Annotated in this window: 11 protein-coding genes; 3 read left to right on the top strand and 8 right to left on the bottom strand. The window is 71.9% G+C overall.

All coding sequences use genetic code 11. The features are described 5' to 3' along the window. Positions 1–11: 11 nt before the first annotated feature. Positions 12–1,310 (bottom strand): aminotransferase class III-fold pyridoxal phosphate-dependent enzyme, encoded by a 1,299-nt coding sequence (locus tag V5P93_RS21355; RefSeq protein WP_104481444.1) that lies wholly within the window; start codon positions 1,308–1,310, stop codon positions 12–14. After that, positions 1,307–2,338, bottom strand: coding sequence for a zinc-binding dehydrogenase (locus tag V5P93_RS21350; protein ID WP_104481445.1), 1,032 nt, complete (start codon positions 2,336–2,338; stop codon positions 1,307–1,309). The genes V5P93_RS21355 and V5P93_RS21350 overlap by 4 nt, the downstream gene beginning before the upstream one ends. A gap of 48 nt (positions 2,339–2,386) precedes the next feature. Between V5P93_RS21350 and V5P93_RS21345 the strand changes: the two genes are divergently transcribed. After that, positions 2,387–3,142 (top strand): PIG-L deacetylase family protein, encoded by a 756-nt coding sequence (locus V5P93_RS21345; RefSeq protein ID WP_104481446.1) that lies wholly within the window; start codon positions 2,387–2,389, stop codon positions 3,140–3,142. A gap of 5 nt (positions 3,143–3,147) precedes the next feature. On the opposite strand, the gene V5P93_RS21340 is transcribed toward V5P93_RS21345, so the two are convergent. Both V5P93_RS21340 and V5P93_RS21335 read right to left on the bottom strand, forming a co-directional pair. Next, a complete protein-coding gene (locus V5P93_RS21340; protein ID WP_104481447.1) occupies positions 3,148–3,897 on the bottom strand; it encodes a TylF/MycF/NovP-related O-methyltransferase in 750 nt (249 codons plus the stop codon). A 28-nt stretch (positions 3,898–3,925) separates the two neighbouring features. Next, entirely contained in the window at positions 3,926–5,071 is a 1,146-nt protein-coding gene (locus V5P93_RS21335) for a radical SAM protein (protein WP_104481448.1), read from the bottom strand. Positions 5,072–5,277: 206 nt separating this feature from the next. Between V5P93_RS21335 and V5P93_RS21330 the strand changes: the two genes are divergently transcribed. Continuing rightward, the gene (locus V5P93_RS21330; protein ID WP_104481449.1) at positions 5,278–7,080 is read left to right on the top strand and encodes a B12-binding domain-containing radical SAM protein; all 1,803 of its coding nucleotides are present in this window, start codon (positions 5,278–5,280) and stop codon (positions 7,078–7,080) included. Positions 7,081–7,083: 3 nt separating this feature from the next. Next, a complete protein-coding gene (locus V5P93_RS21325) occupies positions 7,084–8,607 on the top strand; it encodes an FAD-dependent oxidoreductase (RefSeq protein ID WP_104481450.1) in 1,524 nt (507 codons plus the stop codon). On the opposite strand, the gene V5P93_RS21320 is transcribed toward V5P93_RS21325, so the two are convergent. The 4 genes from V5P93_RS21320 to V5P93_RS21305 all read right to left on the bottom strand — a co-directional run bounded on the left by V5P93_RS21320 (position 8,571) and on the right by V5P93_RS21305 (position 13,627). Further along, positions 8,571–9,842: a glycosyltransferase family 4 protein gene (locus tag V5P93_RS21320; protein WP_104481451.1), complete on the bottom strand. Its 1,272-nt coding sequence runs from the start codon at positions 9,840–9,842 to the stop codon at positions 8,571–8,573. The genes V5P93_RS21325 and V5P93_RS21320 overlap by 37 nt on opposite strands. Further along, positions 9,839–11,104 carry a DegT/DnrJ/EryC1/StrS family aminotransferase gene (locus V5P93_RS21315; protein ID WP_104481452.1) on the bottom strand — a complete coding sequence of 422 codons (1,266 nt, stop codon included), beginning with the start codon at positions 11,102–11,104 and terminating at the stop codon, positions 9,839–9,841. The genes V5P93_RS21320 and V5P93_RS21315 overlap by 4 nt, the downstream gene beginning before the upstream one ends. 49 nt (positions 11,105–11,153) lie before the next feature. Beyond that, entirely contained in the window at positions 11,154–12,575 is a 1,422-nt protein-coding gene (locus tag V5P93_RS21310; protein WP_104481453.1) for a hypothetical protein, read from the bottom strand. Between the two features lie 86 nt (positions 12,576–12,661). Then, positions 12,662–13,627: a KamA family radical SAM protein gene (locus V5P93_RS21305; protein WP_104481454.1), complete on the bottom strand. Its 966-nt coding sequence runs from the start codon at positions 13,625–13,627 to the stop codon at positions 12,662–12,664. Positions 13,628–13,662 lie beyond the last annotated feature (35 nt).

Raw genomic sequence — 13,662 nt, 5'->3', positions numbered from 1 at the left:
GGGAGCGCCGGTCACCGGTCCTGGTGCTCGATGATCCGGGTGATGGTGTCGTCGACCCGCGCGAGCACCTCGGGGGTGTCGGTCAACGCGCCGCCGAACGCCTCGGCGGCGAACTCGGCCTTGCGCGACCCGGGCAGCTCGCCCGGCTCGATGTCCGTGCGCGCCGCGACGTCGGCCACGCCGCGCTCGAACGCGGTCAGCGCGTGGTCGACGTCGGCGTCGGTGTAGGACAGCGTGATCATCTGCGTGCCGCTGTCCTCGAAGTACGCGCCGTGGTCGTAGGCCGCGCGGTACAGCTCCCACGACAGCGCCTCCGAGGGCACCACCACGTCGAACATCAGCGGCGGACCGCCGATGAACGCGGGGATGCCCGCCGCCGCCAGGATCTCCCGCATGCCGTCCATGAGCGCCTGGCCGCGCTTCTCGGCGCCCGCGTGGACGGTCCCGTCGGCGAGCACGTCCAGCGTGGCCAGCGCGGCGGCCATCGGCGGCACCTCGCGGGTGTAGGTGCCCGCGATCCCGGCCGCGTCGTAGGCGTCGATGACCTCCCGCTTGCCCAGGATGGCCGCCAGCGAGTGCCCGTTGGCCAGGCCCTTGCTCATGGTGATCAGGTCGGCGGGCACGTTGCCGGTGCCGTTGAGCCCGCGCGGGCCGTAGCGCAGCGACGTGATCACCTCGTCGATCACGAACAGCACGCCGTGCCGGGCGCACAGCGCCGACAGGCGGCGGTAGTACTCGGCGTCGAACCACGCCGGTTCCGGGGTGACGATCACGCAGGCGACCCGGTCGGCGAGCGCGTCGAGCATGCGCTCCAGCGCCGTCTCGTTGTAGCCGAAGCAGGCCACCCGGGTACCCGCGTCGAAACCGAGGTTGAGGAACCCCAGGTGCCAGTCGTGCCAGCCGTGGTACCCGGAGGTGATCACCAGGTCCCGGCCGCTGGCCGCGCGCGCCAGCCGGATCGCGGTCGTGGTGGCCTCCGAACCGGACTTGGTGAACACCGCCTTCTCGCACGCCGGGTACCGCTCCGCCAGCCGCTCGGCCAACTCGATGCGCGGCAGCGACAGCGTGCTGGCGAACACCGTGCCGTGCTCGGCGATGTAGCGGGTGATGGCCTCGACGACGGCCGGGTGCCGGTTGCCCAGCAGCAGCGCCCCGCTGGCCGCGGTGACGTCCAGCAGCCGCTTGCCCTCCACATCGGTCATCCACGACCCGTCCGCGGTGGTGAACACCGACGGGAACCGGGTGCCGATGTCGTACACCTCGGCGGCGGTGACGCGGCGCGCCCGCTCGATCAGCTGCTCGTTGTTCATCGGGTCTCCTCGTCTACCGCGAAAAAGGCACGTAACGGGGCTTCGGTGGCCGGGGTGTCCACAACCGACCGGTAGTGCGCGAGCGGTAGCGCGGGGCTGACCAGGGGCGACAACCGCACCACCCCGTTCGCGACCAGCTCCACCGCCCGGTCGATCATGCCGACCCCGGACAGGGAACCGACGACGGTCAACTCGCGCAGCATGACCACCGACGGCTCGAACGGCGTCGCCTCGGACCCCGAGTAGCCCACCAGCACGCAGGTCCCGCCCTGCCGGGTGGCGGTGAGCGCCCGGGGGAACAGCGCGGCGACCCCGGTCGCGTCGAACACCACCTCCGGCGGATCGGCCTCGAACCGGGACAGGTCCGCTTCCGCGCCCAGCCCCAACTCGGCGGCCACCGCGCGCCTGCTCGCCACCGGGTCGACCACCGTCACCGACTTGGCCCCGGAACCCCGGGCCACCTGCGCCACCAGCAGTCCGACCGCGCCCGCGCCGATGACGCCGACGGAGCGACCGGTCACCTCACCGGCCCGGTCGACCGCGTGCACCGCAACGCACAACGGCTCCACGAGGCAGCCCTCGGCACCGGACACACCGTCCGGCAACAGCCGCAGGTTCTCGGCGGGCACGCACAGCGCCTCGGCGAACGCGCCGGGCAGGCTGAACCCGATCTCGTCGAGCGACTCGCACAGGTTCTCCGCGCCCCGGGCGCACCACGCGCAAGAACCGCAGGGCAGGAAGTTGTGCCCCACCACCGCCCGACCGACCAGCTCCGGCCGGGTGGGCGCCGCGCGCACCACGCCCGCCCACTCGTGCCCCGGCACCGTCGGGTAGTCCGCGTCGTGCAGCGTCCCGCGCAGCAGCCGCAGGTCGGTGCCGCACAACGCGACGTGGCTGACGTCCACCAGGGCCTGGTCGCCGACCGGCTCCGGTCTGGGCACCCGCCGCAGTGCGTGTTCGCGCGGCCCGGTCACTACCAGTGCCACCATGTCCGGCGCGTCCGGGTGGGCCTGTTCGGTATACATCATCACCTTGCTTTACTTGACGGGATGACTGGACGGATGAGGAGCTGAGCCGTGGCCGCAACCGCTGACCTCGGGCCGGTGCTGGCGGTCTCGCCGCACCTCGACGACGCCGTGCTCTCGGCGGGCGCGGCCATCTCCGCGCTGACCCGCGCGGGCAGGCGGGTGGTCGTGTGCACCGTGTTCGCCGGGGACCCGGTCCCGCCGCTGTCGCCGAAGGCGGTGTCGTTCCACGCGAAGTGCGGCCTCGGCGACGACGCGGCGCCCGCGCGCCGGGCCGAGGACGCCGCGGCCGTCGCGGCGCTCGGCGCGGAGCACCGGCACCTCGACTTCGCCGACGCCATCTACCGCCGCCTCGGCGACGACTGGCTCGTCACGGTCTCCGGCGCGCACTTCGACCCGAACCTGCCCGCGGAACCGGACGTGGCCGCCGCCGTCGGCGCCGCGCTGACCGACGTGCTGGACGAGCTGCGCCCGGCCGAGGTGTGGACCTGCGCGGGCATCGGCGGGCACGTCGACCACCGGATGACCCGCGCGGTCGTCGAGCAGGTGCGCGGCGACGTGGAGCTGGTGCTGTGGGAGGACCTGCCCTACGCCATCGGCACCCCGGGTGTCGCGTTCGGACGGGTGCGCGCCGACGCGGGCGACGAGCGCGACCGGGAGCGCAAGCTCGCCGCGATCGCGCACTACCGCTCGCAGATGGGCATGCTGTTCCCGGACAGCTCGTGGCGGGACGGGTTCACCACGCACGCCAAGGTCAGGGTGGACGACCACGGCGCGCCGGAACTGCTCTGGCACACCGCGGACTGAGCCGGTCACCCGGCGTCCGGGTTGGGGCTGTCGCCCAGCCGGTGCGCGAAGAACGCGCGGCCGTGCCAGCCGTAGCGCAGGAACTCGCTGTACTCGTAGAAGCCGTCGGTGCGGGCGAAGCACTCCCGCATCGCGCGGCGCATGCCGAACCTGGGGTTGGCGCGGTTGCAGTTGTAGTCGTCCATCAGCAACACCGCCCCATCGGGCAGCAGCCGCTGCCCGAGGAGGTGGTCCAGCACCTCCACGGTGGACGAGTACAGGTCGCAGTCGAGGTTCGCGATGGCCACCGGCTCGGTGATCGGGTGCGCGGGCAGCGAGTCGGAGAACAGGCCGGGCACGATCGTCCACCCCGAAGCGCCGAGCCTGCGGGTGAACTCCTCGCGCAGCATCTGCTCGGTCCCCGGCGGTGACGCGTCCTCGTGCTCGCGCCAGTAGCCGCTGTCGGCGACCTCGTAGGAGATCGAGTCGACCGGGTTGCCCTCACTGGTCGGGAAGCCCTGGAACGAGTCGTAGACGTACACGTGGCGCGGGAACGTCTCGGCGTAGAACTCGGTCTCCGCGCGGAACTCGGCGACGAGGTCGGCCAGCAGCAGCGTGCTGAACCCCTCGAAGCAGCCGAACTCGGCCACCGCGCCCGGGATGTGGCTGCCGTAGACGTACTCGAAGGTGAGCCGGAAGGCCTCTCCGTAGATCTTCCTGGCCCGGTCGATGTCGCCGTAGGTGGCGTTCTCGACCTGGTGGGCGAAGCGGGTCATGCGTGTCCTTCCGACTCGACCTCGGTGATCAGGGTGTCTCGCCCGGCTGGGCGGTCTTGGCGAACAGCGCCGGGTCGACCTCGATGTCGAGGCTGAGTTCGCAGCAGCGGTAGCAGATGGGCTCGAGCTTCTCGCGGATCAGCTCCCGCATCCGGCCGTACACGTCGTTGCCCCACACCTCGGCCAGGCTCTGCCCGCGGACCGAGCCCATGACCGTGTCGGCGAAGGGCGTGCAGCTGAGCACGTCCCCGTTGGGCAGCACCGTGGTCTGCGCCCACAGCTTGGGGCAGGTGGTCTCGTGCACCACCTCGCGCCACTGGTCGGTGAAGTAGGTGCTCTGCTCCTGGGAGTTGTAGCGCACCGGCGCCACGAGCACCTCGACGGTGTCCGAACAGGACTTCGCCTCCTCCAGCACCGACAGCAGCACGGCCTGGTCCACGTCGGCGTGCTGGTGCTCGTTGCAGTAGCCGGTCCAGGACAGGAACGGCCTGCCGGTCACCCCCTCGAACCCGGCGCGCGAGGCCTTGCCCTCCTCGCGGGTGAAGTACATCGCGAGGTCGACGGTCACCTGCGGGATGTCCAGCTCCTCGGCCAGCCGGACCATGCCGGGCAGCGAGGTGTAGTTCATCCCGGTGAGGGTGAAGTTCAGCGCGATGCGCGGCCCGCGCCCGGCCTTGGCGCAGGCGTCCTGCAGCGCGCGGATGCCGGTGACCACGCGCTCGAAGGACTTCCGGCCGCGGATCGGGTTGTTGATCTCCGGGGTCGGGCCGTCCAGGGACACGTAGACGATGTCGATGCCGCCCTCGACCAGCCCCTCGGCGTAGCGGGGGAGCAGGGTGCCGTTCGTGCTCATGTCCAGCTGGCACCCCGGCGCCCTGGTCTTGGCCTCCCGCACCAGGTCCAGCACCAACGGGTGCATGAGCGGCTCGCCGCCCATCATGGAGATGCCGGGGTGCTCGTTGTGCGCGGCCAGCTCGTCGACCAGCGCCGTCCACATCTCCAGGCTGATCTGCTCGCGCTTGACCTCCTCCAGCCAGGTGTTCTCGCTCGACGAGTCGCCGTAGAGCCAGCACTCGCGGCAGGTGAGGTTGCAGGCCCAGTTGACGAACACCGTCGCGTAGCGCGGGGCCGCGGGCAGCGGCGGTGTGGTGGGCTCGATGGATAAACGGATCATTGTGATTCCTCCGAATGGGGCGTAGCGCACTCCTGGTTCCCGCCTTGCCCTGACGCCACCCTTGACACCGCTTTCCGGGATGCGTCTAATAAACCACGCGGAGCAGCGCCAGATCAAGGATTCCGCAGAGGGGGGTCCGATTGAAGTCGGTCCAGGCACCCGGTGCCACACGAGTTCTTCTCATCAAACCACCAATTCGGTCGTGCATGGTCGAGATCGGTCGGCACATGCCGATCGGGTTGGCCTACCTGGCCGCACAGCTGCGCGCCGACGGCATGCACGTCGAGATCTTCGACTCGCTCGCCTGGACCGACGACAACCACGTCGTCGACCCGGCGGACTACACCGACGCCGACCGCGCCAAGATCGCCGCGCACCCGCGCTGGCGGCACCTCGTGCACTGGGGCGCCACCTGGGAGCGCGTCGAGCAGACGCTGCGCGCGGGGGAGTTCGACGTCGTCGGGGTGTCCTGCATGTTCACCCCGTACTACGAACCCGCCTACCAACTCGCCCGTCTGACCAGGGAGATCCTGCCCGACGCCAAGATCATCCTGGGTGGCCAGCACCCCACCGTGGCACACCACCACGCCCTCACCGAGACGGCCTTCGACGCCCTGGTGCTCGGTGAGGCCGAGGCGAACGTCTCGGCCATCGTGCGCGCGCTGCACACCGGCTCGGGGCTCACCGACCAACCCGGCGTGGCGTTCCGCTGCAAGCCCGGGCTGTGCGACTGCACCGGTCCCGCGCGCGTGCACCTGCGGCCCAGGGCGACGTTCCTCGACGACCTGGACAGCATCGCGCCACCCGCCGTGAACCTGCTCGACATGAGTTCCTACGACGCGACCGCGACGCTCATCACCAGTCGTGGTTGCCCCTTTTCGTGCTCCTTTTGCACGGTGCACGCGACCGTCGGCAAAAAATTCCGATCGCGGGCGTCAGAAAAAGTCGTCGACGAAGTAGAACACTACGTCACGGAACACGGTATCCGGCGGTTTTTCATCGAGGACGACAATTTCACCTTCGACATCGACCGGGTGCGGGAGATCTGCCGGGCGATCCGCGCCAGGGGGCTCGACGTCGAGCTGCACCTGCCCAACGGCATGACCGTGGTCAAGCTCAGCGAGGAGCTGGTCGAGGACATGGCGGGCGCGGGCTTCCGGTCGCTGTTCCTCGGGCTGGAGACCACCGACATGGCCCGGCTGCGCAAGATCCGCAAGGGCTTCACCTCGCTGGCCAAGGTCCGCGACGGCGCGGCCCTGTTCACCCGGCACGGGGTGGACGTCGGCGCGTCGCTGATCGTCGGGCTGCTCGGGCAGTCCACCGAGGAGCTGGTGAAGGACTCGGTGAACCTGGTGCTGGCAGGCGTCCGGTTCTGGACCAACCCGTTCTACCCGATCCCCGGGTCCCCGGACTTCCAGCAGTGCCTGGACGCCGGGCTCATCCGGCACGAGACCGAACCGGCGCTCTACGACCAGTTCAACTTCGCCATCGGCTCCGACCGGCTCCCACCCGCCGAGCTGTACTGGGCGTGGGTGAGCACCCAGGCCATGGCGCAGTGGCCCGACTACCTGCTGGAGGGCGCCGAACGCCGCGCCCGCGGACCGGTCTCGCTGGCCGAGGGCCTGGAGCGGCTGCTCGCGCACAGCACCGACCTGTTCGGACCGGACGGCGGCCTCGAGGTCCCGGCGGTGCCCGAGGTGCTCGACGGGAACCTGGTGCACGTGCACCGCGACGGCTGCTACGACGCCATGCAGCACCTCGGTGACAAGGCCCGCCCGGACGGTCTGTGCACCTTCACCGGCGACGCGCTCGCCGCCGCGGTCAGCCTCTACACCGGGGTCGCCCACGGCAGCAGGCAACTGCCCGGCAAGGTGGACGGCCGCTGCGTGTTCGCGCTGAGCGTCGACGACACGGACCCGGTCTTCGAGTCCGTGTGCGCCACCGCGATCGCCGTGCTGCGGTCGAGCCTGGACGAGCTGGCCGACGAACCCGCACTGGTCGCGGAGTAGCCGGTGCGCGACGTCTGCGTGATCGGCAGCGGCGCCGCGGGCGCGGTCGCCGCCGCCGTGCTGGCCGAGGCCGGGTGGGACGTGCTGGTCCTGGAACAGGGCGAGCACGTCCCACCCGGCACGCACCTGCACGACCTGATCCCCGGCTACGAGACGGCCAGGGCGCGCGACCTCGACGGCGGGTGGACCGAGGAGGGCTACCCGTGGACGGCCTGCTGCGTCGGTGGCGGCACCCGGTTCTACGCCGGGGTGTCGCTGCGGCTGCGGCGGGTCGACTTCGACGCGACCGCGCACTGCGCCGCGGAGGCGCTGCCGCCCGCGTGGCCCTTCGGCTACGACGACCTGCGGCCGCACTACGACTGGGTGGAGCGCCGCCTCGGCGTGACCTCCGACGGCGGGCTCGACCCGACCCGCCCGTCCCCGCCGCTGGACCTGCTGCCCCCGCACCGGCCCAGCGCCCGCGGCGCCGCGCTCGTGGCGGCCGGTCGGGCCCTGGGTCGTACCCCGTTCCCCATGCCCTTGGCCGTGGCGTCCGCGCCGTTCGCCGGGGCACCCGCCTGCGCGGACCTGACCACCTGCACCGACTTCGCCTGCCCGAGCGGCGCCAAGGGCGATGTCCACCACCGCCTGCTCGCGCCGCTGGCCGACCGCATCGAGGTCCGCACCGGGTGCAAGGCGGTGCGGTTGGTCGAGGACCGGCCGGGCCGGGTGGCGGCGGTCGAGTGCCTCGACGTGGCCACCGGCGCGCGGGAACTGGTGCGCGCCAGGCACTTCGTAGTCGCCGCCAATGCCATCCAGTCCGCCGCGCTGCTGCTGCGTTCCCGCTCGGCGCACTCGCCGGACGGGCTCGGCAACGGCCGCGGCGTGGTGGGGCGCGGGTTGTGCATGAAGGTGGGGCAGAACCTGACCGCCCACCTCGACCACGACCTCGACGAGATCCCGGCCCCGAAGGGTGGGCGGTACGTCACCGTCGCGTTCACCGACAACTACCTCGACCAGCACTGCCCATCCGGCCTCGGCGGGCTGGTGCTGGAAACCGGACCGCTCGACCCGGCGGACATCGCCGACCGGCGGGTGCTGCGGCTGGAGTGCCTGGTCGCCGACCAACCCGTGGCGGAGAACCGGGTCACCCTGGATTGGTCCACAGTGGACGCGTATGGTCTGCCACGACTGGTGTTGGACTACCGGCCGCACCCCCTGGACCTCAAGCGGCTGGACTACCTGCGCGATCGCGCCACCGAGGTGCTGACCCGCGCGGGCGCCGCGCGGGTGGACCCGGAGCCCATGGACTTCTCCCTGGGCAGCGGGCACCTGCACGGCACCTGCCGGATGGGGACGGATCCCGCGACCTCGGTGTGCGACCCCCAGGGGCGGGTGCACGGCGTGGTGAACGTGCGCGTGGCGGACGGCGCGCTGATGCCGTACCCCGGCGCGGTGAACCCGGCCCTGACCATCCAGGCCCTGGCCCACCGCGTCGCCACGCTGCTGCTTCACGAGGAGACCGCCGCGGGGACGATCCCGGAGTAGACCCCGGTGAGGCGGCGGGTGACCGCGTCGAGCGCGAAACCCGCCGCCCGCCGGGCGCCCGCGGCGCCGAAGTCGGCTCGCAGTTCCGGCGCTTCCAGCAGTTTGCGCACCGCCGCGGCCAACGCCTGCGGGTCGCACGGCGGTACGACCAGCCCGGCCTCGCCGTGCCCGACCACCTCCGGCAGTCCACCGACGTCGGTGACCACCACGGCGCGCCGGGCGGTCAGCGCCTCCAGCACGGTGCCGCCCAGTTCCTCGTGCCGTGAGGGGATGACCACGACATCCGCCGCGCCGATCGCGGCGGCCACGGCGGTCCGGTCGAGGTGGCCGCACAGCTCCACGTGCTCGGTGATGCCCATCCTGGCCAGTTCCGCCCGGCAGTACCGCAGCTCGTTGCCGTCGCCGCACATCAGGAACCGCGCGGACGCGCCCTCCCGGACCAGCACCTCGGCCGCGGCCACGAAGTCGGCCCACCCCTTCTCCGGGGCGAACCGTCCACAGTAGAGCACCGTGGGCACCTCGGCGGGCGCGGGCGCGGCGGTGGTCAGCTCGGGGGTGAACAGGTCCAGCCGCACCCCGTCCGGCACCACGTGCACGCGGTCCGCCGTGGTCAGCCCGGACTCGGTGTACACCCGGCGAACCCGTTCGGTCAGCACGACGACGGCGTCCGCCCGGCGCACAGCCCACCGCTCGAACAGCCTTGCCGGGCCGATGAGCAGCCTGCCGACGAGGTTCTCCGGGTGGAAGGTGGCGATCGCGCTGCAATGCGTGGTGATCACCAGCGGTCTGCCCAGCACCGCCTTGGCGACCACCGCGAACAGGAACGTCCACGGCAGTTCGCTGCAGTGCACGTGGATGACGGAGAAGCGCCGGTGCGCGCGCCGGACCCGCTGCCGCAGGCACCACACGGTGAGCGCCAGGCCCCACGACACCAGCAGCCCCGCGTACCCCTTGGCCCGGGTCGGGATCGGCGCGATCGGCAGGCGCAGCAACTCGAACCGGGTGCGCGGGTCGACCTCGACCGAGCGCGGCATCCCCGGCCGCCTGGGGAACACCACGGTCTGCCGTGCCCCGAGTTCGCTGACCTGCTCGGTGGTCTGCATGATCTGCACCTGCATGCCACCGATCGGCTCGTACTGCAGCTCGCGGTGGTCCAGCCGCCGATCGGCCAGGTAGTAGTACGGCGTCAGCCGCAGCACGTGCAGGTCGGCGGGGTCACCGCCGCGCCCGCTCACAGCTCGTGGGCGTGGTCGCGGACCTTGGCGACCGCGGCCACGATGTCGGCCGCGTCGGCGCTGTCGCCCAGCAGCACGCCGTGGTGGAACAGCAGCGCGGACCGCCGGAACCGCTCCGCGCCGGGGAACTCCCGGCCGATCGCCCGCCGCTGCCCCTCCTCGGACCAGATCTGCGCGAAGCGGCGCTTGGTGAACGGCCGCAGCATCACGCTGTCGTTGAGCGGAGGGTCCGGCGGGTAGACCGCGAAGCCCAGCTCGGCGGTGATCGCCTCGGCGACCTTCTCGGCGGGCGCGCCGCCGAAGGCGTCCTCGGCGTAGCTGATGCCGTACTCGTAGATGGACCGCCGGTCGACCTCCTCGGGCACCGGGATCGGGCCGAACCCGCCGAGCTCGGCCAGGCCGCGCTCCAACTCGCCCGCGATCTTCTCCCGGTGCAGGTGCTGGGTGTCCAACCGCGGCAGCTGGTCGAGCAGCACCGCCGCCGACAGCTCCGACATGCAGTAGTTGGCGCCCATGACCTCGCCGTCCTCGACCAGCTCCATCGTGCCCTCGGGCACCGGGTGGTCGGGGTAGCGGCGGGAGTCGGCGCGCAGCTGCTGGGCCCGCCGGTACAGCACCGGGTCCGAGGTGATCACGGCGCCGCCCTCGCCCGCGGCCAGCACCTTGCCGTTCTGGAAGCTGAACACCCCGAGCGCGCCGTACGTGCCGACGTTGCGGCCCCGCCAGCGCGCGCCGTGCGCCTGGGCGCAGTCCTCGACGACCGGGACGTCACCGGCCACCGCGAGGATCCCGTCCAGGTCGGCGACGGTCGCGCCGAGGTGCACGACGATGATCGCCTTCGTGCGCCCGGACCGGCAGGCGGCGATGGTCTCCGGCGTGACGCACCCGGTCACCGGGTCGACGTCGGCCAGCACCGGCAGCGCGCCGACGCGCAGCACCGCGGTCACCGGCGCGACCCAGGTCATGGTGGGCACGATGACCTCGTCGCCGGGCCCGATGTCCAGCGCCTCCAACGCCACCAGCAGCGCGCTGGAGCCGTGGTCGACGCTGACGCAGTGGGGGACGTCGTTGTAGCGGGCCCAGTCCTCGGCGAAGCGCCGCTCGCGGGCCGTGGTGCCGTCGCTTGGCCAGCTGATCGCCCAGCGGCCCGAGCGCAGCGCGGCGACCACCTCCTGCTCGGTCGCGGTGTCGTACTGGGGCCAGCGCGCCCAGCGCTTGTCCGCGCGGACCCGGGGTCCGCCGTGCAGTGCCAGTCGGCTCATCGGTTCTCCTGTCGACTCGTCAAACCCACGTCCCGCGCTCCCGGCGCGGTCAACTCCGGAACTCCGTGACCAGCGCGTCCACGCAGTGCGCGAGCTTGCGCACCGCGTCGGCCGCGTCGTCGGCGGCCACGACGACACCCAGGTGCGGCAGGGCCGCGTCGGTGCCCGCGACGAGCGTGGGCACCACGTCCGCGGCCAGCCCGGCCAGCTCGACCGCGCGGGCGAAGCGGGCGAAGGCGGGCCGGGAGGCGTGGCGGCTCGGCAGCGCGATCACGTCCCGGCTGATGACCGTCACGTCCCGGCCGCGCCGCGCGCGCAGGCAGGTCTGGACGCTGAGCGGCGCGGTGGTGCCGGTGCGCCGGGCGTTGATCTCCAGCGGCACCAGCTCACCGGTCGGCCGCACGAGGAAGTCGATGTCGAACCACCCGCGGTAGCCCACCAGCGCGAGCTGCTCGCCGACCGCGACGCAGAACGCGGACAGCAACGCCGAGCGCGCGGGCGCGATCACCACGCCGTCGTCGGTGACCCCGCCCGCGAACTGGGTGCCGTTCATCGCCATGGCCGTCACGCCCTCCAGGCGCACCCGTCCCAGGTGGTCGATGGTGCAGTCGCCGCTGACATCCGACCATGGGAGGTCGGAACGCCACTGGTAGTCCTGCACGATCGTGGGCAGTCCGTTGTGGAACGTGTCGTCTTCGCGCAGGCGCGCCAGCGTTTCGAGCACCGCGCGGCGGGTCGACGTCCGGTGCGGGGACAGCACGGCCGTGCCGTAGCCGCCGACGCCGAACGGCGCCTTGAGGACCACGGTCCGGCCGCGCGCGCCCGCGTCGACCAGGGTCGCGACCAGGTCCGGTTCGGACTCGCAGAGCCGCTCCCCGGTCAGGTGGATCCCGTCGGGGGAGTCCAGCGCGTTGTGCGCCTTGGCGAACAGCTCGGGGCTGGAGGCCTTGGACTCGGCGAACGCGGGTAACGCGGCGTCGGTGGACCGCACCGCGGCGGCTTCCGGCAGGTCCCGCGCGTACTCCCGGTACGGCGCGCTCTCGCCCCACGGGATGAGCCGCGCGCCCGCGTCGACCGCCGCGCGCACCCGCGCGGACAGCACCGGGTCCGCGCCCAGCGCGGCGAACCCCGGCCCCAGCGGCCCCGGCACGGTGACCGGCTCGAACCGGTCCCACCCCAGCAGCGCCACCTGGCGCTCCCACCACGGTTCGCCGTCGAACTCCGGCACCAGGACCAACCCGGGGTCGGGGGAGTGGAACGGCGCCAGGCAGGCGTAGCCCAGGTCCCCGGCGGCGACGTCCGCGCGGACGTCGTCCGGTACCCCTTCGGGCAGCATCGCGTCGTGGAACTCGACCACGTTGCCGACGTGCACGTCACCCACGCGCCCGGCACCTACGTGAGCACCGTTCACCTTGCCCTCGCGGGGATGTGCGCCGGTGCGGACGTCCTTGCCCTTGTGGACACCGCTCATGTGGACACCCCCGTCCCGAATCCCGCTCTCGTGCGGGTTCTCCGCGCTCACCGGTCTCCCACCCCGCTCCCCCTTCCGCCCACCGCTCAGTCCTCGCGCGCCTTCCAGGTCTCCGTGCTGAGGGTCAGCCCGTCGAAGTCGGTGACGTGCCCCAGGTCGAAGTCCCAGTGGTTCGTCGGGACCAGCACCTTGCCGCGCGCGGCGGGCATGTCGATGACGTGCTGCGGGAAGGCGAGGCCGTCGAGCCGCTCGCGCAGCCGCGACATGATCGCCACCTCGTCGCGCAGGTCCATCTCGAACCGGGCCGTGGTCGGGATGCGCTGGCAGTGGTAGAGGTAGTACGGCCGCACCCCCAGCTGGAACAGCCTGGTGTAGAGGCGGTACAGGACCTCGACGTCGTCGTTGACGCCCTTGAGGAACACGCTCTGGCAGATGAGGAGGTAGCCCATCGCGCGGAACTGGGCGATCAGGTCCTCCACCTCGGGCGTCAGCTCGTCCGGGTGGGAGATGTGCAGGCTCAGGTACATCGTCGGCCGCAAGGTGGCCAGCTTGCGCATGAGGTCGAGGTTGACCTGGCCCGGGGACTGCACCGGGAACCTGGTGTGGATCCGCATGACCTTGACGTGCTCGACCTCGGCCAGCGAGGTGAACAGGTACTCCAACCCCTTGGGGTTGATCAGCGGGTCGCCGCCGCTGGCGATGATGTCGTGCAGCTCGCCGTCCTGCTTGACGTAGTCGACGATGGTGTCGATCTGCGCGGTCCCCAACCGCCCCAGGCGGTCGAGGCCGACGCCGACCCGGTCCTGCCGCTCGCAGTAGCGGCAGTTGGCGCCGCAGGTGTACGAGAGCAGTACCAGCAGGCGTCCGTCGAACTTGCGCACCCCGCCGGGCACGGCGGTGTTGGCCTTCTCGCTGAGCAGGTCCCGTTCGATGTCGGCGGGGATGTCCTCGTGCGCCGGGTCGTAGACGTACATCTTGCGGACGGCGTCGCTGCGCTCGGCCAGTTCCAGCAGGTACGGCGTGGTCTTTTCCGCGAAGCGAGCTTCAGTCATGCGCCTACTCGAATCTCTCGGAGGGACGTGGCGGG

Origin of the sequence: Actinokineospora auranticolor (assembly GCF_041897805.1) — a bacterium.
Taxonomy (GTDB): domain Bacteria; phylum Actinomycetota; class Actinomycetes; order Mycobacteriales; family Pseudonocardiaceae; genus Actinokineospora; species Actinokineospora auranticolor.
This window is presented reverse-complemented; position numbering and strand designations above follow the sequence as displayed.

Excerpts from the sequence above, each read along its gene's own strand:
- V5P93_RS21315 (WP_104481452.1), bottom strand. The coding sequence starts at position 11,104 with ATGAGCCGACTGGCACTGCACGGCGGACCCCGGGTCCGCGCGGACAAG.
- V5P93_RS21310 (WP_104481453.1), bottom strand. The coding sequence starts at position 12,575 with ATGAGCGGTGTCCACAAGGGCAAGGACGTCCGCACCGGCGCACATCCC.
- V5P93_RS21335 (WP_104481448.1), bottom strand. The coding sequence starts at position 5,071 with ATGATCCGTTTATCCATCGAGCCCACCACACCGCCGCTGCCCGCGGCC.
- V5P93_RS21350 (WP_104481445.1), bottom strand. The coding sequence starts at position 2,338 with ATGATGTATACCGAACAGGCCCACCCGGACGCGCCGGACATGGTGGCA.
- V5P93_RS21305 (WP_104481454.1), bottom strand. The coding sequence starts at position 13,627 with ATGACTGAAGCTCGCTTCGCGGAAAAGACCACGCCGTACCTGCTGGAA.
- V5P93_RS21340 (WP_104481447.1), bottom strand. The coding sequence starts at position 3,897 with ATGACCCGCTTCGCCCACCAGGTCGAGAACGCCACCTACGGCGACATC.
- V5P93_RS21355 (WP_104481444.1), bottom strand. The coding sequence starts at position 1,310 with ATGAACAACGAGCAGCTGATCGAGCGGGCGCGCCGCGTCACCGCCGCC.
- V5P93_RS21330 (WP_104481449.1), top strand. The coding sequence starts at position 5,278 with ATGGTCGAGATCGGTCGGCACATGCCGATCGGGTTGGCCTACCTGGCC.